Origin of the sequence: Martinezella multihospitum (assembly GCF_900094585.1) — a bacterium.
Taxonomy (GTDB): domain Bacteria; phylum Pseudomonadota; class Alphaproteobacteria; order Rhizobiales; family Rhizobiaceae; genus Rhizobium; species Rhizobium multihospitium.
On sequence record NZ_FMAG01000003.1, the window covers coordinates 473,728 to 491,543 of the forward strand.

16 protein-coding genes are annotated in these 17,816 nt (G+C 59.8%); 3 read left to right on the top strand and 13 right to left on the bottom strand.

Annotated elements, in window-relative coordinates; genetic code table 11:
* Nucleotides 1-25 precede the first annotated feature (25 nt).
* The 12 genes from GA0061103_RS13920 to GA0061103_RS13975 all read right to left on the bottom strand — a co-directional run bounded on the left by GA0061103_RS13920 (nt 26) and on the right by GA0061103_RS13975 (nt 14,770).
* On the bottom strand, nt 26-994 hold the full coding sequence (locus tag GA0061103_RS13920) for a 2-hydroxyacid dehydrogenase (protein WP_092712062.1): 969 nt from the start codon (nt 992-994) through the stop codon (nt 26-28).
* A gap of 147 nt (nt 995-1,141) precedes the next feature.
* Entirely contained in the window at nt 1,142-2,263 is a 1,122-nt protein-coding gene (locus GA0061103_RS13925) for a branched-chain amino acid ABC transporter substrate-binding protein (RefSeq protein ID WP_092712063.1), read from the bottom strand.
* A gap of 185 nt (nt 2,264-2,448) precedes the next feature.
* A complete protein-coding gene (locus GA0061103_RS13930; protein ID WP_092712064.1) occupies nt 2,449-2,802 on the bottom strand; it encodes a DUF6867 family protein in 354 nt (117 codons plus the stop codon).
* Nucleotides 2,803-2,826: 24 nt separating this feature from the next.
* On the bottom strand, nt 2,827-3,555 hold the full coding sequence (locus GA0061103_RS13935) for an ABC transporter ATP-binding protein (RefSeq protein WP_092712065.1): 729 nt from the start codon (nt 3,553-3,555) through the stop codon (nt 2,827-2,829).
* Nucleotides 3,555-4,427: an ABC transporter ATP-binding protein gene (locus GA0061103_RS13940; RefSeq protein ID WP_092712066.1), complete on the bottom strand. Its 873-nt coding sequence runs from the start codon at nt 4,425-4,427 to the stop codon at nt 3,555-3,557. Before GA0061103_RS13940 ends, GA0061103_RS13935 begins: the two co-directional genes overlap by 1 nt.
* Nucleotides 4,427-5,851 carry a high-affinity branched-chain amino acid ABC transporter permease LivM gene (livM, locus tag GA0061103_RS13945; RefSeq protein ID WP_092712067.1) on the bottom strand — a complete coding sequence of 475 codons (1,425 nt, stop codon included), beginning with the start codon at nt 5,849-5,851 and terminating at the stop codon, nt 4,427-4,429. Before livM ends, GA0061103_RS13940 begins: the two co-directional genes overlap by 1 nt.
* 4 nt (nt 5,852-5,855) lie before the next feature.
* On the bottom strand, nt 5,856-6,758 hold the full coding sequence (locus GA0061103_RS13950; protein ID WP_075851394.1) for a branched-chain amino acid ABC transporter permease: 903 nt from the start codon (nt 6,756-6,758) through the stop codon (nt 5,856-5,858).
* Between the two features lie 307 nt (nt 6,759-7,065).
* Nucleotides 7,066-9,492 (bottom strand): GcvT family protein, encoded by a 2,427-nt coding sequence (locus GA0061103_RS13955; RefSeq protein WP_092712068.1) that lies wholly within the window; start codon nt 9,490-9,492, stop codon nt 7,066-7,068.
* Between the two features lie 219 nt (nt 9,493-9,711).
* Nucleotides 9,712-10,266, bottom strand: coding sequence for a sarcosine oxidase subunit gamma (locus tag GA0061103_RS13960; protein ID WP_092712069.1), 555 nt, complete (start codon nt 10,264-10,266; stop codon nt 9,712-9,714).
* Nucleotides 10,267-10,273: 7 nt separating this feature from the next.
* Nucleotides 10,274-13,231 carry a sarcosine oxidase subunit alpha family protein gene (locus GA0061103_RS13965; RefSeq protein ID WP_092712070.1) on the bottom strand — a complete coding sequence of 986 codons (2,958 nt, stop codon included), beginning with the start codon at nt 13,229-13,231 and terminating at the stop codon, nt 10,274-10,276.
* Complete coding sequence (locus GA0061103_RS13970) at nt 13,228-13,503, bottom strand: sarcosine oxidase subunit delta (RefSeq protein ID WP_092712071.1); 276 nt, start codon at nt 13,501-13,503, stop codon at nt 13,228-13,230. The genes GA0061103_RS13965 and GA0061103_RS13970 overlap by 4 nt, the downstream gene beginning before the upstream one ends.
* A gap of 13 nt (nt 13,504-13,516) precedes the next feature.
* Nucleotides 13,517-14,770, bottom strand: a complete 1,254-nt coding sequence (locus GA0061103_RS13975; protein WP_092712072.1) for a sarcosine oxidase subunit beta family protein — start codon at nt 14,768-14,770, stop codon at nt 13,517-13,519.
* 328 nt (nt 14,771-15,098) lie between these two features.
* Here GA0061103_RS13975 and cysQ point away from each other — a divergent pair, with 328 nt between their 5' ends.
* The 3 genes from cysQ (at nt 15,099) to GA0061103_RS13990 (ending at nt 16,994) form a co-directional block, all read left to right on the top strand.
* Nucleotides 15,099-15,893, top strand: a complete 795-nt coding sequence (cysQ, locus tag GA0061103_RS13980; protein WP_092712073.1) for a 3'(2'),5'-bisphosphate nucleotidase CysQ — start codon at nt 15,099-15,101, stop codon at nt 15,891-15,893.
* A gap of 302 nt (nt 15,894-16,195) precedes the next feature.
* Nucleotides 16,196-16,471: a CtrA inhibitor SciP gene (gene sciP, locus GA0061103_RS13985; protein WP_004107124.1), complete on the top strand. Its 276-nt coding sequence runs from the start codon at nt 16,196-16,198 to the stop codon at nt 16,469-16,471.
* A 241-nt stretch (nt 16,472-16,712) separates the two neighbouring features.
* Nucleotides 16,713-16,994, top strand: a complete 282-nt coding sequence (locus GA0061103_RS13990) for a GNAT family N-acetyltransferase (protein ID WP_069611717.1) — start codon at nt 16,713-16,715, stop codon at nt 16,992-16,994.
* A 243-nt stretch (nt 16,995-17,237) separates the two neighbouring features.
* Here GA0061103_RS13990 and GA0061103_RS13995 read toward each other — a convergent pair whose 3' ends face one another.
* Entirely contained in the window at nt 17,238-17,594 is a 357-nt protein-coding gene (locus GA0061103_RS13995; protein WP_075851407.1) for a flagellar export protein FliJ, read from the bottom strand.
* Nucleotides 17,595-17,816: the final 222 nt, after the last annotated feature.

The window sequence follows — 17,816 nt, forward strand, 5'->3', positions numbered from 1 at the left end:
GCAGTCTGGGTTTCCGTGTTTCTGCCTAGACCACGCGGTCCGGCGGCTCTCGCCCGGCAAAAAAGGCGGTGATATTGTCGACAACCTTCATGCCCATGGCCGTGCGGGTCTCTTCCGTGGCGCTACCGAGATGCGGCAGAAGAACGACATTCTCCATTGTCCGCAGCCGTTCGGGAACATGCGGCTCCGCTTCATAGACATCGAGACCGGCACCACGGATCGCTCCCTGCTCCAATGCCGATATCAGCGCCGCCTCGTCGACCACATCGCCCCTTGCCGTGTTGATCAGGAAAGAGCCGGGCTTCATGGCGGCAAGGCGAGCCGCATTCATCAGATGGCGGTTCTCCGCGCCGCCCGGACAATGCAGCGAGACGAAGTCGGAGACCTCCAGAACATCCTCGATGGTCTGTAGTTGCATGGCGCCATAGCGCGAAGCTTCCATGGGATCGATGGCAGAGCGGTTGTAGAAGACAACATCCATACCGAAGCCGAAATGACAGCGCTGCGCGAAGGCACGGCCGATACGGCCGAAGCCGATGATGCCGACTGTCTTGCCCGTGACTTTGGTGCCGACGAGATGCGTCGGCCGCCAGCCGGTCCAGACGCCGGCCCTAACCTCGCGCTCGCCTTCGCCGCCCCGCCGGGCAACCGAAAGAAGCAGCAGCATGGCGATATCGGCCGTGCAGTCCGTCAGCACGCCTGGCGTGTTGGTGACGACTACGCCTCTTTCCTTGGCGGCAGAGATATCGATGTGGTTGAAGCCGACGCCGAAATTGCCGAGGATCTTTGAGCGGATACCCCCCTCGAAAAGCGTGGCTGGAAGCTTGTCGGAAACGGTCGACAAGACGGCGTCACAGGTGAGCAGCGCCTCGCGCAGCTGCTCCGCATCGAGTGCTGCGTCATCCTTGTTCAAAGTGGTGTCGAAACGCTCCGAAAGCACCGCCTCGACCGCCGATGGCCAGCGCCGGGTCACGAGAATACGGGGTTTGCTCATGCTGTGATCCTCCTGCCAATACAGGGGAGACTTAAAGCAGCTTCGGCATGAAGGAAATGGCGAACCGATATCGCAGATATGAAAAAGCCCGGCCTATGGCCGGGCTTCCCTGATCTTGCCTATGCCGGAAAACCGGCATAGCAAAGCTTACTTCGAAATTTCGGCGTAGTTGTACTTGCCGTCGGAACCCTTGGACCACTTGTACATGACATAGTCCGGACGGGTGATGTCGCCCTTGGCGTTGAAGCCGAGGTCGCCGATAGCGGTCTTGAACGGACCCTTTGCCTTGATTGCGTCGGCAACGGCCATCGGGTCGTTGGAGCCGGCAGCCTTGGCGGCCTCAGCGATGACCTGAAGGGCGGAGTAGGAGTACAGCGTATAGCCTTCCGGCTCGTAGCCGGCAGCACGGAACTTCGCGACGAGATCGGCCGAAGCCGGGTTCTTGCGCGGGTCCGGAGCAAAGGTCATCAGCGTACCATCGACGGCGTCGCCGGCGATCGAGGCCAGCTCGTTCGAAACGATACCGTCACCCGACATGAAGTGAGCCTTCACACCCTGGTCCGCCATCTGGCGCATGATGAGGCCGGCTTCGGTGTGCAGACCGCCGTAATAGACGAAGTCGACGCCAGCCTGCTTCATCTTCGCGATCAGGGCCGAGTAGTCCTTGTCGCCGGGGGTGATGCCTTCATAAAGAACTTCCTTCACGCCAGCAGCGTTGAGGTTCTTCTTGGTTTCATCGGCCAGGCCCTGACCATATGGGGTCTTGTCGTGAACGACGGCAACCTTGGCGCCCTTGAAATTGTCGGCGATATACTTGCCGGCAACCTCGCCCTGCTGGTCGTCACGACCGCAAGTACGGAAGGTGTTCCACAGGCCGCGCTCGGTGAACTGCGGGTTGGTCGAAGCAGGAGTGATCTGCAGGATGCCGTTTTCAGCGTAGACTTCCGAAGCCGGGATGGAAACGCCCGAGTTGAAGTGACCGACAACGAACTTCACGCCGTCAGCGACGAACTTGTTCGCGACCGAAACGCCCTGCTTGGCATCGGAGACGTCGTCGCCGAGTTCGATCTTGATCTTTTCGCCATTGATACCGCCGGCTGCATTGATGTCTGCAGCTGCCTGCTCTGCACCCTTCTGAAGCTGCGCGCCAAACGCAGCATTCGGGCCTGTCAAAGGACCACCGACGCCAACGATAATGTCGGCCTTCGCAACGCCGCCGAAAGCGATCATCGCCGACAAAGCCACCGCCGACAGAAGATACTTCTTCATATTATTACTCCCAATTTTTAAGCGGGTTCCGTTTGATCTGCCCTGCGCGATACCCACCAATCATCACGCCGGTAACGCTTGCATTCCGAACTCTGGAAGCATGACCCTGCCCGTTCCCGTCTGTTTTTTATGGGCTGGGTGACGCTCTTGGTTGTACGCAGACTGTGCCTAGTTTAGGCGCACTGTCAATTCTTCTTCTTCCAGGAAAAGGCCGAGGTCTTCTCATAGAGCCAGTAATAATTATTCACCATCTGATCGGTACGTCGATACCGGTATCCCGCCGTCGCAAAGATCAGCAGAAGCACGACATCGATGATGTAGATGGTGACGTCGAAAACCGGGCCATTGAACAGCGCGTGGTGCAGAAACTGCAGGCCAAGGCCGATCAGAAAGCTGTAGATGACGACAAGCGGATAGGTTTCCCAGTTGGAGGCAACGGCGCGGCCGGCGCGCCATGCGGTCCAGAAACCAAGAATGACGATAACAGCGCGGATGACCATGCGCCCGCCGGTATCGGTGTCGAAGAGAAGTCCCTGCATCTCAAATTCTCCGCGAAACGAAACTCAATGATGCCCGCCTTCGAGATAGGCGGCGCGCACCTCCGGATTGGCAAGCAGTTCCTTGCCGGAACCTCTCATCGTCACCCGGCCGTTGACCATCACATAGGCGCGGTCTGAGAGCTTCAGCGCCGCAAAGGCGTTCTGCTCGACAAGGAACACGGTCAGCCCCTGGGTCTGGTTCAGAACCTTGATGGCCTCGAAGATGCCCTTGACGATCAGTGGCGCCAGACCGAGCGACGGCTCGTCGAGAAGCAGCAGCTTCGGACGCGCCATCAGCGCGCGGCCGATCGAGAGCATCTGCTGCTCGCCGCCCGAAAGCGTTCCGCCGCGCTGCGACTGGCGCTCCTTCAGACGCGGGAAGAGCGTGAAGATTTTCTCGACGTCCTCATTGAAATATTTGAGCTTGTCGAGGCTCGCCCCCATCTGCAGGTTTTCGTAAACCGTCATGCGCGGGAAGATGCGCCGACCCTCGGGCGACTGCGCGATGCGAAGCCGGGCAATCTCATGCGTCGGCATGCGCGTGATATCGTGGCCGTCGAAGGTGACCGAGCCGGTGCGCGCCTGCGGGCTGCCGCAGATCGTCATCATCAGCGTCGATTTGCCGGCGCCGTTGGCGCCGATCAGGCTGACGATCTCGCCGCTATTGACTTCGATATCGACGCCGGCAAGAGCGCGGATATTGCCGTAATAGGTTTCGACACCCGCAACTTTGAGAAGTGGTTGCCCCGCCATCAATGTTCACCCTCTTGGAGGTGCTCGACTTCGGCAATCACCTCTTCCACTTCCTCATCCTCGACGCCCAGATAGGCGGCGATCACGCGAGGATCATTCTTGACCTCATTCGGCGTGCCATCGGCGATCTTCTGCCCATATTCGAGCACGATGACATGGTCGGAAATTTCCATGACCACGGACATGTCGTGTTCGATCAGCAGGATCGATGTGCCGGTGTCCTTGCGGATGCTGCGAAGGAATTCGTTCAAGACCAGAGACTCGCGAGGATTGAGACCGGCAGCCGGCTCGTCCAGGCAAAGCAGTTCCGGCCCCGTGCACATGGCGCGGGCGATTTCCAGGCGGCGCTGCGCTCCGTAAGGAAGGTCGCCGGCAGGATCGTCGGCACGATCGATGAGATCGGCCTTTTCGAGCCAGAAGCGCGCCAGTTCGATCGCATTCTTGGCCTCGGAACGATAGCGCCCGATGCCGAGCAGGCCGAGGATCGTGTAGCCGGAGGCGCGCATCAGCTTATTGTGCTGCGCCACCAGCAGATTTTCGAGCACGGTGAGGCCCGAAAACAGGCGGATATTCTGGAAGGTGCGCGCCACCTTGGCCTCGCGCGTAATCCGGAAATCCGGAAGCCGTTCCAGAAGATATTCCTTGCCGGTCTTCTGGCTGAGCGTGATCATACCCATCGTCGGCTTGTAGAAACCGGTGATGCAGTTGAACACGGTGGTCTTGCCGGCGCCGTTCGGACCAATCAGCGCGGTGATATCGCCGCGCTTCGCTTCAAACGAGAAGTCGTTGATCGCCATCAGGCCGCCGAACTTCATCGACAGGTGATCGACCTTCAGCAGGATGTCGTTGGAGGTTGTGGTCACAGCGTTCATCAGCCGTGGCCCTCCTTGGTAAAGCTGCCGGAGACCGCTTTTCGCTCCTTGAGGAAGGCGGTCGGCTCACGCGTGCCGACGAAGCCGCGCGGCTTGATGATCATGACGATCACCATGGCAAGACCGAAGATCAGCATGCGGTAGAGTTCCGGCGTAAAGTCCGGCCCGAAGCCGGGAATGATCGTCGTATTCCCCCAGACCAGACCGGTCTTGAGGAAATCCATGTCGCGCAGCAGTTCGGTACCGCCGACCATGGCGATCGCGGCAATCGCAATGCCCTTCAGCGATCCCATGCCGCCAAGGACCACGATCGCCAAGATGATCGCGGATTCGAGGAACACGAAGGATTCCGGCGAGACGAAGCCCTGACGTGCCGCGAAGAAGGAGCCGGCAAAGCCGCCAAACATCGCGCCGGTGGCGAAAGCGGTCAGCTTCGTCGTCACCGTGTTGATGCCAAGCGAACGGCAGGCGATTTCATCCTCGCGCAGCGCTTCCCACGCACGTCCGATCGGCATGCGGCGCAGGCGGATCGTCACATAGGCGGTCAGCATGCAGAGCAGCAGGATCACGTAGAACAGGAAGATCTTGTACCAGGCCGACGAGATCGGCAGGCCGAAGCTACGGACGAAGTTGTGCGGATCCTTCATATCGAAGGTATAGATGCCGAAGAGCGATGCCTTGGTGATGTTGGAGATGCCGAAGCTCCCCTGCGTCACGTCGGTCCAGTTGGTCAGCACGATGCGGATGATTTCACCGAAAGCAAGCGTGACGATGGCAAGGTAGTCGCCCCGCAGACGCAGCACCGGGAAGCCGAGGATCATGCCCCAGAGCCCTGCAAGAAGGCCCGATATCGGCAGAAGCAACCAGAAGGACAGGCCGAAATGCATCGACAACAGCGCGTAGGAATAGGCGCCGACCGCGTAGAAGGCGACATAACCGAGGTCGAGCAGGCCGGCGAGGCCGACAACGATGTTCAGACCCCAGGCGAGCATAACGTAGATGAGGATCTGGATGCCGAAATTGTCGACATAGGTCAGCGATCCCTGCGGACCGAGGATTGCCACCGCCGCCAGCGGATAGATCAGCAGAAGCAGAAGGGCGATCTTGCTGAAGTGCTTGGCGACGAAGCTTGGCTCGCCTTCCACCTGCACGACCTTGGCCTTGGCTGCCTTTCGCGCCGTCAGATAAGGCTGAACGAAGACCGTCATGATGAAGCGGCCGACGGCTGCAATGGCGACGATGATCGCCAGAAGGCCCCAGCGCTGCACGATGATCAGCTTGTTGTCCATGTTCTGATCGGTCTTGAGACCGATATAGAGGACGAACATGCCGAAGGCGATGACGGCGGTCCAGAGGGCGTCCGTAATCCCTTTTTGGACAAGGCCGGGTGCGGTCTTGCCTGCAACGAAGTTTGAATTTGCCATGGCGTTATACCTTTTCGACTTCCGGCCGCCCAAGAATACCCGTCGGCTTGAAGATCAGAACGAAAGCCAGGATGCCGTATGTCGCGACATCCTTATACGCGATGGGAAAATTGCCAGACCAGAACGACTCGATGAAGCCGATCATCAGGCCGCCGAGAACGGCGCCAGGAAGCGAGCCGATGCCGCCCAGAACCGCCGCCGTGAAAGCCTTGACACCCGGCACGAAGCCGTCCGTGAAGTTGGCGACGCCATAATACATCAGATACATCGTGCCGGCGACGGCAGCGAGAGCCGCACCCATGATGAAGGTGATGGAGATGGTGCGATCGACATTGATGCCGAGCAGCGCCGCCATCTTGCGGTCCTGTTCGGTCGCCCGCTGGGCGCGCCCAAGCGCCGTCTTGTTGACGATATACCAGAAGGCGGCCAGCAGGACGACGGTGACGATGAAGATGATGATCTGCTTCAGGGAAAGCGAAACGCCGCCGAAGTTGTAGACATCGCCCACAAGCGTCGGGATCGGCTTGTTGCGCGGACCCTGTGCGACCTGGATGAAATTCGACAGAACGATCGACATGCCGATTGCCGTGATCAGCGGCGCGAGGCGGAACGAACCGCGCAGCGGCCGATAAGCCACCCGCTCGATCACCCAGTTCCACAGGCTCGTCATCAGCATGGCGACAATCAGCATGACGAGCAGCATGATCGCAACCGGCAGGCCGGCGAAGAGCGAAACGAGAACCAGATAGGTGATGAGGGCGGCAAAGCCGCCAAGCATGAAAACGTCACCGTGGGCAAAATTGATCATGCCGATGATGCCGTAAACCATGGTGTAACCAATGGCGATCAGGCCGTAGATCGACCCGAGAGTCAGCCCGTTTAAGAGCTGCTGGATAAAATAATCCATATGTCATTTCCCCTGGATGCGGCGTCATACGACCACATCTCTTATTACTTTTTTAGGTTCCTTCTAGAGGCCTATGGCGGCGATTCCATACCGGTTTCGAAGGAAATGTGAAGCCAAAAAGGCGAGAAATTGACAAATTCTTTTCAAATCGCCGTGCGCTGATGCGAATCCGACCAAAAATGACACGAAAGCGGCAGGCCGTGGCTCAAAATTAGCCAAAACCGTCAAGCGGCGCCTGCACTCTGAAGAGCTCTTGTCAGAGGCGGGCCTCGTCAGGCCCGCCATAATAGTCGTCTGAACCGCGACTTTAGGCGCGCATCCTGGCACCATCCACATCGAACAGCGGCTCGGCCTGCAGCCTTGCCGGCAGGAGCTCGCCGAGCAGCTCGATCGACCAGCCCTGCGCCTCGTCGGCGATTTCCTTCGGCACGTAACCCACAGCGACAGAAAGGCCCGAAGCATGGGCATAGCCGCCTGACGTCACCCAGCCGCAGACCGCACCGTTGTGATAGATCGGCTCATCGCCGATGACGTCGGCATCCCTGGCTGAGAGGATGAAGGTGCGCAGGCGCAGCGTGCCGCCCTCGGCCTTCTCCCTGGCGGCGGCCGCCTTGCCGATGAAATCGGCCTCCTTGGACAGCGCCACGAATCGGTTGAGACCGGCCTCGAACGGCCCGTAGAGCGGTCGGTATTCGCGCGCCCAGCTACCATAGGATTTGTCGAGACGCAGTGCGTTCAGCGCTCTCAGGCCAAAGAGACGGATGCCGAACTCGGCTCCTTCTTCCATCAGCAGGTCGAAAATGTAGCGCTGATACTCCGGCTTCATCCAGATCTCATAGCCGAGATCGCCCGTGTAGGAGACGCGGCCGACGATCGCCGGCGCCATGCCGATATCCATGCGGCGGATCGCCATGAAGGGGAAGGCAGCCGTGGACAGATCCTGATGTGTCAGCTTCTGAAGCAGCTTGCGGGCGTTCGGACCGGCAATCGAGAGGCCGAGAAGCGAAAGGCCGAGTGCCTCGAGCTGAACCGAGCCGTCCTTCGGCAAAAGGCTTTCGAACCAGCGCATATGATAGGCTTCGGCAATGCCGGAGCCGATGAGAAGGAAATCCCCCTCGCCCAGCTTCGCCAGCGTGAAGTCGCCGATGAGCTTGCCGTCGTGCTTGAGCATCGGCGCCAGCGTCATGCGGCCCACGGCCGGAATGCGGCAAGTCAGCAGCTTGTCGAGAAACGCTTCCGCACCCGATCCTTTCACCGAATATTTGGCAAAGCCCGAAGTCTCCATCAGGCCGACGCTCTCGCGCACCGCGTTCGCTTCGGCGGCTACCACATTGAAGTCGTTGGAGCGGCGCCAGGAGAATTGGTCGACCTCGCCCTTCGGCGCAAACCACAATGCTTGTTCGAGACCGTAATAGGCGCCGAACACACCGCCGGCCTCCTTGAGCTTGTCATAGATAGGCGTCGTCAGCAGCGGACGTGCCGCCGGCAGCTCCTCGTTCGGATAACGAATGGAAAAACGGCGGGCATAGTTCTCGCGCACCTTCGCGTTCGTATAGGCGAGCGTCGCGTAATCGCCATAGCGCGAAACGTCCATGGCGAAGACGTCGAAGCCCGGATCGCCGTAGATCATCCAGTTGGCAAGCGCGAGACCCACACCGCCGCCCTGGCTGAAGCCGGCCATGACGGCGCAGGCCGACCAGTAATTCCGAAGGCCGCGCACGGGGCCGACGAGCGGATTGCCATCCGGCGAGAACGTGAACGGGCCGTTGATGATCCGCTTGATGCCGGCATTGTTGAAGGCCGGGAAATGGCGGAAACCGACTTCCAGCTCCGGCGTGATGCGCTCGATATCCTCGGCCAGCAGCTCATGGCCGAAATCCCAGGGCGTCGTCACCGGCGACCACGGGCGGCACGCCTTTTCATAGGTGCCCATCAGCATGCCTTGCCGCTCCTGGCGCAGATAGATCTCGCCGTCGAAGTCGACGCAGTGCATCAGCTCCTTGCCCGTCGTCTTGTTGAAGTCGATGACCTCGGGCATGTCCTCGGTAATGAGATACATATGCTCCATGGCGAGCACCGGCAGCTCCAGCCCGACCATGCGGCCGACTTCGCGCGCCCAGAGGCCTGCGGCGTTGACCACATGCTCGGCGATGATCTCACCCTGGTTGGTAATGACACGCCAGGAGCCATCCTCGCGCTGCACCAGCTCTTCCACCTTGGTGTGGAGATAGATTTCGGCGCCGTTCTTCTTCGCCGAACGGGCATAGGCATGCGTCGTGCCATAGGGGTCGAGATGGCCTTCGACGGGATCGTAGAGAGCGCCGACGAACTGATCGGGGTCGAGAAGCGGCATCATCTCATGCGCTTCCTTCGGCGTCAGCAGCGTCGCTTCAAGACCATTGTAGCGGCCCTTGGCGAGAATGGACTTCAGCCAGTCGAAACGCTGCGGCGTCGCCGCCAGCATCAGGCCGGAGGTGAGGTGCAGGCCGATGTCCTGGCCGGAATACTCCTCGATCTCCTTGTAGAGCTCGACCGTATATTTCTGCAGCTTGGCGACGTTCGGATCGCCGTTGATCGTGTGCATGCCGCCGGCGGCATGCCAGGTCGAGCCGGATGTCAGCTCCGAGCGCTCCAGCAGCACCACATCCGTCCAGCCGAATTTCGTCAGGTGGTAGAGCACCGAACATCCGACGACACCGCCACCGATGACGACGACCTTGGCATGGCTTTTCATCTGGGAATCCCCTGTTTTCGGCACGAAGCCGCCAGGTGTCTTCCCGCGCGACCGACCGTATTTGAGAGGAAACCTAGAGACTATCCGATAGGCCAAATAGCCCGAACTGCGAAACCGATATGTCTGTTTGCGCCATCGCAATTGTTCGGATCGCGCCATCGGCTAAAGGATGCGCAAGCCGGCTGGCAAGGCATCCGATGTCCGACAACATAAGGCTTTTCAGTCGGTGAAGCCGGCCGTGAGCGCGAACTCCCGTCCCATCTCCATGATCTCTTCGAAGACGCTGCCGGCATAGGACCGCGGCACGATGATTTCGAAGCGATCGGGGCCGGTGCGAGCGACGTTGGCGCTGACATGGCAGCAGAGCATATTGGCGGCTTGCCCCTCGACAAAAACCTGCTGGTGCAGGTCTACGGCCACACATTTGGCGAGGATGCGGCGAACGTTCGGGCCGGAGATACGAAGCAGCACGCGGCCATCGCTCTGCTCGAAGAACGAGGCCTGGGCGGGATCGAGCGTGAAGAGATCCCGCGCCACGCTATCGGCACCGAGCGTATCCGATACGACAAACCATTCCCTGGGTCCGACATCGCGAACCGATACATCCTTCAACGCCTTCAGGTTTGCCAGAACGCCATCCTGATCTCCTGCTCTGCCGAGCACGGAAAAGATGCTGGGACGGCGCACAACAGCGAGATGATTCGGATTGGCGGCAGCCTCGAAACCGGAAATATGATCTTCCAGCACATGCCTGTTCTGAAACGCGACGCTCATCGATCCCTCACCCCATCAGCTTCTTGTTATCAGGATCGACGAAGACGGGGCTGCAAACTTCTGCCGCCACTTCCTCACCCCGCAATCCATCCCAGACGACCACCCGCTCGCCGATGCGCTCGCGACCCGATTTCAGGAAAGCCAGAGCGATGGAATGGCCGAGCGTGGGCGAGAAGCAGACCGAAGACACATGGCCTTGATCGTTCACGGTCGAGGGCCGGGCACCTTCCTTCAATATATGCGCGCCGGCATGGATTTCCTTCGTGGTATCGATCGGCTTCAGGCCAACGAGCTGGCCGCGGTCGGCGGCAGTCAGGCCAAAGCGGGTCGACAGCCGCTTGCCGATGAAATCCGGTTTCTGCGTCGACATCATGCGGCCGAGCCCGACATCGTCGGGGGTTGTGCGGCCATCGAGCTCGCTATGGGTGACATGGCCCTTCTCGATGCGGAGCACGTTCAAGGCTTCGACGCCGTAAGGGCAGATGCCGTGCGCCCTGCCGGCCTCCATGATCGCATCCGCCACAGCCTCACCGTAGCCGGCCGGCACCGCAAGCTCATAGGCCAGTTCGCCTGAGAAGGAGATACGGAAGAGGCGTCCCCTCAAGCCACCCTTCAGCATGACTTCGGCGGCGGCAAGGAACGGGAAGAACGCGTCGGAAATATCGTCCTCGATGATCTGCTCCAGCACCAGCCGCGCCTTCGGGCCGGCAATCGCCATCTGCGCCCATTGATCGGACGAGGACACGAAACGAACGTCGAGCTGCGGCCAAAGCGTCTGCGCTGAGAATTCCAGATGCGTCATCACCTCGCCGGCCATCGCCGTCGTGGTCGTCATGAAGAAATGGTCAGGCGTCAGCCGGCTCGTCGTACCGTCGTCGAAGACCATGCCGTCCTCGCGGAGCATCAGGCCATAGCGCGCCTTGCCGATCGGCAGTTTCAGGAAGGCGTTGGAATAGACGCGATTGAGAAATTCAGCCGCATCCTTGCCAAATATCTCGATCTTGCCGAGCGTCGACACGTCGCAAATCCCGACATTGTTGCGAACGTTCAGCACTTCGCGGTCGACGCTGTCGCGCCAGCCCTTTTCGCCCGGCCGGGCAAACCATGACGAGCGATACCAAAGACCGGCTTCGACGAAGCTCGCGCCGTTTTTCTTGGCCCAGCCGTGCAGCGGCGACTCCCTGACTGGTTGCGCATGCTTGTCGCGCGCAGTTCCCGCCAGCGCACCAAAGGAAACCGGCGTATAGAACGGCCTGAATGTCGTCGTGCCGACTGCAGCCGGGCTGACGCCGCGCATACCGGCGATGATACCGGCGGCGTTGACATTGCCGAGCTTGCCCTGGTCCGTCGCCATGCCGCTCGTCGTATAGCGCTTGGCGTGCTCCACATGGCCAAAGCCCTCACGCAGGGCAAGGCCGAGATCCTTGGCATGGACGTCGTTCTGGAAATCCACGAAAGCCTTGTCCTTGGCGCCCGGCACATGCCAGATCGCCGCGAAGGACGGATCGTACTCGCCTTCGACTTCGGGCAGATCGGCGACATGAGCCGCGTGACCGAGGCTTTCGACGACCAGCCGCGCCTTTGCAGCACCGTCGGCCAGGCAGCCTGAAACACTCTCGATACCGGCAGCGGAGCCGGCAATCTCCAGCTCGCCACCGACGATCGGCGCCATGAAAGCCTGCTTTTCATCCGACCAGGCCGGCTTGGCGCCGCGCTGGCAGGCAAGATGGATGATGGGCGACCAGCCACCCGACATGGCAAGCGCATCACACGCAATCAGCTCATCCAGCCCGCCGCGATCGGCGATGACGCCGCTAATGCGGTATTTGCCCTTGGTCGCATGAACGCTCGCCCCATGCACCACGCGCACCCCTTGAGGAGCAACGTCGGCCGATACGGAGCGCGTATCGAGGATCGCTGAAATCTCGATGCCAGAAGCGGCGAGGTCGGTGGCCGTGCGATAGCCGGAGCCGCCATTGGTGAAGACGGCCACCTTCTGTCCCGCAACCACACCATAGCGATTGAGATAGCTGCGCATGGCGCCGGCCATCATCACGCCCGGACGATCGTTGCCGCCGAAGACAAGCGGCCGTTCTTCAGCACCCGAGGCAAGGATGGCGCGCTTGGCGGCGATGCGCCAGAGACGCTCAACGGGCAGATCGGACGACGGCATTGCCACATGCTTCTGCACCTTCTCGAGCGCGCCGAAGACATTGCCGTCATACCAACCGAACACGGTCGTGCGCGGCATCAGGGTGACGTTCTCGAAGCTCTGCAGCTCGTCAAGCGTCGCCTGCACGAAGACATCCGAAGAAGCGCCACCGATCGTCAGCCTTTCCGAAAGCAGCGAACCGCCAAGCCGGAAGCCTTCGTCGGCCAATACGACGCGCAGGCCCGCGCGAGCAGCAGTCAAAGCGGCCATCAGGCCTGCAGGACCGGAGCCGATCACAAGCAAATCGCAATGCGCCCAGGCCTTCTCATAGCGGTCCGGATCGGCCTGCATGACCGCCTTGCCGAGACCGGCGGCGCGTCGGATGATCGGCTCGTAGACCTTCTCCCAGAAAGCGGCCGGCCACATGAAGGTCTTGTAGTAGAAGCCGGCACCCAGGAAAGGCGAGAGCAGGCTGTTGACCGAGCCGAAGTCGTGCTTCAGCGAGGGCCAGCGGTTCTGGCTAACAGCCGTCATGCCCTGATAAAGTTCGGCAACGGTAGCGCGCGTGTTCGGCTCAGTGCGGCCATCCTTGCCGATGGTGACGAGCGCGTTGGGCTCGGCCGAACCGGCCGTCAGGATGCCGCGCGGCCGATGATACTTGAAGCTGCGGCCGACCAGCAGCTGATCATTGGCAAGCAAGGCGGCGGCGAGCGTATCGCCTTCCAGCCCCTTCATCTCCTTGCCGTCGAACTGGAAGGACAACGGGCGGCTGCGATTGACGAGGCCGCCGCTCGACAGACGATAGGACGTCATCGTGCTGCCTCCTTCGCCTTGTCCTCGGCATCGGTAACGGAAAAGACCTCGTGGGTGACATTGCTGCGGTCGACGACCAGCCAACGGCGACACCCGGCGCTATGGTGCCAATATTCCTGGATGCGTCCCCGCTCGTTGTCGCGAATGAAGACATAGCGGTTCCAGTCCTCATCCGGCGCAGTCGGCGCAGGACGAATGACGGATGCGCCGCGGATGGAGAATTCTTCCTTGGGTCGCACGCCGCAATGTGGGCAGTTGATCAAGCTTGCCATTGGTATTGTGCCCTCAATGCAGGTTCGGCTGCGGACCCTTGCCGCCTTCGTCGATCGCAAAGCCGCGCTCGAAGCGGTCAAGACGCAGGAGGCGGCTGACATCGTGGCTCTCGCCCTTGGCGATCAGATGCGCGAAGCAAAAGCCCGAGGCCGGCGTCGCTTTGAAGCCGCCATAGTTCCAGCCGCAGTTCAGGTAGAGATTCTCGATGGGGGTGCGGTCGATGATCGGCGAGCCGTCCATGCTCATATCCATCACGCCGCCCCAGGTGCGCAGCACGCGGACGCGCGACAGGCCGGGGATGAGCGCCACCCCCTCCTCCATCGTATGCTCGACGGTGGCGAGATTGCCGCGCTGCGCATAGGAGCTGTAATAATCGATATCGGCGCCGAAGACCAAACCGCCCTTGTCGGACTGCGAGATATAGAAGTGTCCCGCGCCGTAGGTGATGACATTGTCGATAACAGGCTTCAGCCCTTCGGAAACGAAGGCCTGAAGCACGTGCGTTTCGATCGGCAGTTCCAGATCGGCCATATTGCCGAGGATGGAAGTATGGCCGGCGGCGGCCAGCGCCAGCTTGTTGCAGCCGATGAAACCGCGATTGGTTTCGACCCCCGTCACGGCACCGCCCTCGTCGCGGCGAATGCCGATCACTTCACATTGCTGAATGAGATCGACGCCGCGGCTGTCGGCGCCGCGCGCATAACCCCAGGCGACCGCATCGTGCCGCGCCGTACCACCGCGCCGCTGCAGGAGGCCGCCAAGGATCGGGAAGCGCGCATGGTCGAAGTTCAGATAGGGCATCATCCGGCGAACCTGCTCGCGATTGAGCAGTTCCGCATCGACGCCATGCATGCGCATGGCATTGCCGCGCCGGGCATAGGCATCGCGCTGGCCATCGGAATGGAACAGGTTGACGATGCCGCGCTGGGACACCATGGCATTATAGTTGAAATCCTGCTCAAGCCCTTCCCAGAGCTTCATCGAGAACTCGTAGAAAGGCTCGTTGCCGGGCAGAAGATAGTTGGAACGGATGATCGTCGTGTTGCGGCCGACATTGCCGGAGCCGATATAGCTTTTTTCCAGCACTGCGACATTGGTGATGCCGAATTCCTTGGCGAGATAATAGGCCGTTGCCAACCCGTGACCGCCACCGCCGACGATGATCACGTCATAATGCGGTTTCGGCTCCGGCGTCCGCCACACCGGCTGCCAATGGCGATTGCCTGAAAACGCCTGTTTTAGAAGCTGATAAGCCGAATAACGCATGCCTTCATCCCGATACTACCCGGCGGCACATTCGCACATGCAATAAAAACGACAAGTCCCGAAAGAGCGAAAAAGCTTCGCAAACAGAACATGATCTTTTCCGAATGCGCAGTGATGGACAGTGTTTTCTCTCGGACGAATACATCGCCGACCTGCCGAAAAGCCCATCCGTTCGGAAAGCCACACCGAGCGCTGTTGCTAAACCTTTGCCCAGGCGTTAAGGCGGAGGAAGCCGGGCATCGGAAGTCTAAACTTCGCAATCGCAACTTCTTATATATAATGTCCGAAGAGTTGAGGCGCATACAAGGCGCGGAAGACGAAGAAGCAGATGCTTGCAACATTCGAAAAGGCGGCGCTAGAAGCAGGAAAGGCCATCCTGGAGGTCTATCGTGCCGGCTATGCGGTTGCCCTGAAGCAGGACATGAGCCCCGTCACGCTTGCCGACGAACGCGCCGAACACATCATTCTCAGGCACCTCGAGCGCGATTTCCCGCATATCCCGGCCATCGCCGAAGAGCAGGTTTCGGCCGGCAAGATTCCGGATGTGCGCGGTCGCGCCTTCTTTCTGGTCGACCCGCTCGATGGCACGCGTGAGTTCATCGAGCATCGTGATGAGTTTACCGTCAACATCGCCTATGTCGAAGACGGTATTCCGCTGATCGGCATCGTCTACGCACCGGCGCTCGGCGTCGCCTTTACCGGCGAGCCCGGCAGGGCGCGTAAGCTGATGGTGGACAAGTATTTTGCCATTACGGGCCGCGTCAACATTGCAGTGCGGGAACCTCCGGCCAAGCTGACGGCGCTTGCCAGCCGCTGCAACAGCAATGCGAAAACCGAAGGCTTTCTCACCGACAATGCGGTTTCCGGCTGCACGTCGATCGGTTCGTCGCTGAAATTCTGCCTGCTCGCTGAGGGCAAGGCCGATGTTTATCCGCGTTTCGGCCGTACCATGGAATGGGATACGGCAGCCGGCGATGCCGTTTTGCGGGCGGCCGGCGGCAAGACGGTCACGGTCGAGGGCGGCCTTCTGACCTATGGCAAGACAGATCAGAGCGAGGACGCCGACTTCGCCAATCCACACTTCATCTGCTGGGGCGGGCAGAAGCACGGCGTGTCGGCATAAGTTTATTTTTGCAAGTAAAAAACAATTCTTGCGCCTGCTCCCAAACCTGAGAGCAGCATGCCGGCCCTTGAGATTTCGACCCGGAAGCGTAAGTTTTTACTGACGAAAAATCATAGAATGAATGCGATTTACCCTGAAATAACAGGGGCTTTTGGGCATTTTGCTCAGGCAGGACATACGCAAATCAGGCGCCCGCCACATTCCTTAAAATTATTAGCAAAGTCTTACCATGTGCTTAGGCAATTTTTAAATGTGGCAAGCTAGAGTGCCACACGTGGTCTTGAGTGTGTGTAGAGAGTCCAATGACCGAAATGATACGTCCCCGAGTGAAGTATGTCATCGGCCCCGATGGCAGCCCGCTGACGATAGCAGACCTTCCGCCGCCGAATACGCGCCGCTGGGTCATTCGTCGTAAGGCAGAGGTTGTCGCCGCTGTGCGTGGTGGTCTGCTCAGCTTGGAAGAAGCCTGCGAACGTTATACGTTGACCGTCGAAGAGTTCCTCTCCTGGCAGTCGTCCATCAATACCCATGGCCTGGCTGGCCTCCGGACGACCCGCATACAGCAGTATCGCCACTGACAGCAGCGACAGCACCACCTTTATTTTACTTTGTGTTCGGGCCTCTTTTCTGAAAAAGAGGCCCGAATTATTTGTTGAAGCGCGCCTCTGGCGTGTAGTCCAACGTAGCGGTAAAGGGCTTGGCTGGTCCGTATTTTTGAGGTCAACCTAAACGGAGACGATGCGTTAACAATCTCGATGGTTGGCAGACGTCGGAGCCCATGCAATCCTCGTTGCATCAGACGCAACAAGGGAGAAAACCATGGATATCCGCAACGAAAACAACGCATCCGGCGGCCGTTATGTCGCGACCGTCGAAGGTCACGAGGCGGAGATGACCTTTTCCCGCACGTCTCCCAAACTGATCATCGTCGATCATACCGGCGTGCCGGATGCCCTGCGCGGCAAGGGGGTCGGCCAGGCGCTGGCGCTTCACGCCGTCGAGGAGGCGCGGCGAGGCGGCTGGAAGATTATCCCGCTCTGCCCCTTCTTCAAGGCCCAGGCGCAGCGTCATGATGACTGGCGCGACGTCGTCAATCTCTAAATCGCCGCGTTTCACGCACGGCGGCGCGTGTCGTACGCACGCAGCGTATGACTAAGCAGGTCACAATCCGTCCGTTTGGCCGGATTGATCTTCGAAAACGCAAAAGCTGCGCATGGCCGGCCCCGTCACGGCCAGTCATGCGCAGCCTTCATGCGCTTCCATCATACCCTTCGCATTCCGAAGATAAGCTCCGTACCGGAACGCAATCATGCTTGATCCGAAGGAGGAGACGGAATTGCGATCTCAGGCGCGTGCCCGCGCCGGACCCGAACCATCACGCTCTTCGAGCGCTGCGGCCTTGGCATATTCGGCCTGCATTTCCTCGAGCGAATTTTCCAGCGCCTCTTCCTGAACCTGCAGCTCCCGGATCGACACCTGCAGATTGTCCGCACGCTGGCGGGCAGCCTTGGCAAAGGTCGGGTAGGCAAAGTGGCTCGGATCGGAAATGCCGGACTTCTTCTCTTCGACGACGATCTGGCTTTCCAGTTCCTTCGTCATGCGGTCAAATTCCGCCATCATCATCTGCAGTTGCTGCAGCTGACGGCGTTTTTCGTTCACCTGAAATTCTTTCAGGCGAACAAGGCTCTCACGTGACTTCATACGCATTACTCCCGTGATGCGAGACCCCGGCTCTCGATATTCCCGCCCGCCGAACCGCTTTGAGACGGCTTGGTTAAAAAAATTTCCAGCGATCTTAATAAAAGCCTACCGCTGGTAACCTTTCGTTTACGGGCATCGTTAATGATAGGGGCAATGATTTAAGGCTCCGTAAATGTTGTGGTCGGAATTCGACATGTCGGCATTGGTGAGTCAGATGAATCA

Excerpts from the sequence above, each read along its gene's own strand:
- GA0061103_RS13920 (WP_092712062.1), bottom strand. The coding sequence starts at position 994 with ATGAGCAAACCCCGTATTCTCGTGACCCGGCGCTGGCCATCGGCGGTC.
- GA0061103_RS13925 (WP_092712063.1), bottom strand. The coding sequence starts at position 2,263 with ATGAAGAAGTATCTTCTGTCGGCGGTGGCTTTGTCGGCGATGATCGCT.
- GA0061103_RS13930 (WP_092712064.1), bottom strand. The coding sequence starts at position 2,802 with ATGCAGGGACTTCTCTTCGACACCGATACCGGCGGGCGCATGGTCATC.
- GA0061103_RS13935 (WP_092712065.1), bottom strand. The coding sequence starts at position 3,555 with ATGGCGGGGCAACCACTTCTCAAAGTTGCGGGTGTCGAAACCTATTAC.
- GA0061103_RS13940 (WP_092712066.1), bottom strand. The coding sequence starts at position 4,427 with ATGAACGCTGTGACCACAACCTCCAACGACATCCTGCTGAAGGTCGAT.
- livM (WP_092712067.1), bottom strand. The coding sequence starts at position 5,851 with ATGGCAAATTCAAACTTCGTTGCAGGCAAGACCGCACCCGGCCTTGTC.
- GA0061103_RS13950 (WP_075851394.1), bottom strand. The coding sequence starts at position 6,758 with ATGGATTATTTTATCCAGCAGCTCTTAAACGGGCTGACTCTCGGGTCG.
- GA0061103_RS13955 (WP_092712068.1), bottom strand. The coding sequence starts at position 9,492 with ATGAAAAGCCATGCCAAGGTCGTCGTCATCGGTGGCGGTGTCGTCGGA.
- GA0061103_RS13960 (WP_092712069.1), bottom strand. The coding sequence starts at position 10,266 with ATGAGCGTCGCGTTTCAGAACAGGCATGTGCTGGAAGATCATATTTCC.
- GA0061103_RS13965 (WP_092712070.1), bottom strand. The coding sequence starts at position 13,231 with ATGACGTCCTATCGTCTGTCGAGCGGCGGCCTCGTCAATCGCAGCCGC.
- GA0061103_RS13970 (WP_092712071.1), bottom strand. The coding sequence starts at position 13,503 with ATGGCAAGCTTGATCAACTGCCCACATTGCGGCGTGCGACCCAAGGAA.
- GA0061103_RS13975 (WP_092712072.1), bottom strand. The coding sequence starts at position 14,770 with ATGCGTTATTCGGCTTATCAGCTTCTAAAACAGGCGTTTTCAGGCAAT.
- cysQ (WP_092712073.1), top strand. The coding sequence starts at position 15,099 with ATGCTTGCAACATTCGAAAAGGCGGCGCTAGAAGCAGGAAAGGCCATC.
- sciP (WP_004107124.1), top strand. The coding sequence starts at position 16,196 with ATGACCGAAATGATACGTCCCCGAGTGAAGTATGTCATCGGCCCCGAT.
- GA0061103_RS13990 (WP_069611717.1), top strand. The coding sequence starts at position 16,713 with ATGGATATCCGCAACGAAAACAACGCATCCGGCGGCCGTTATGTCGCG.
- GA0061103_RS13995 (WP_075851407.1), bottom strand. The coding sequence starts at position 17,594 with ATGAAGTCACGTGAGAGCCTTGTTCGCCTGAAAGAATTTCAGGTGAAC.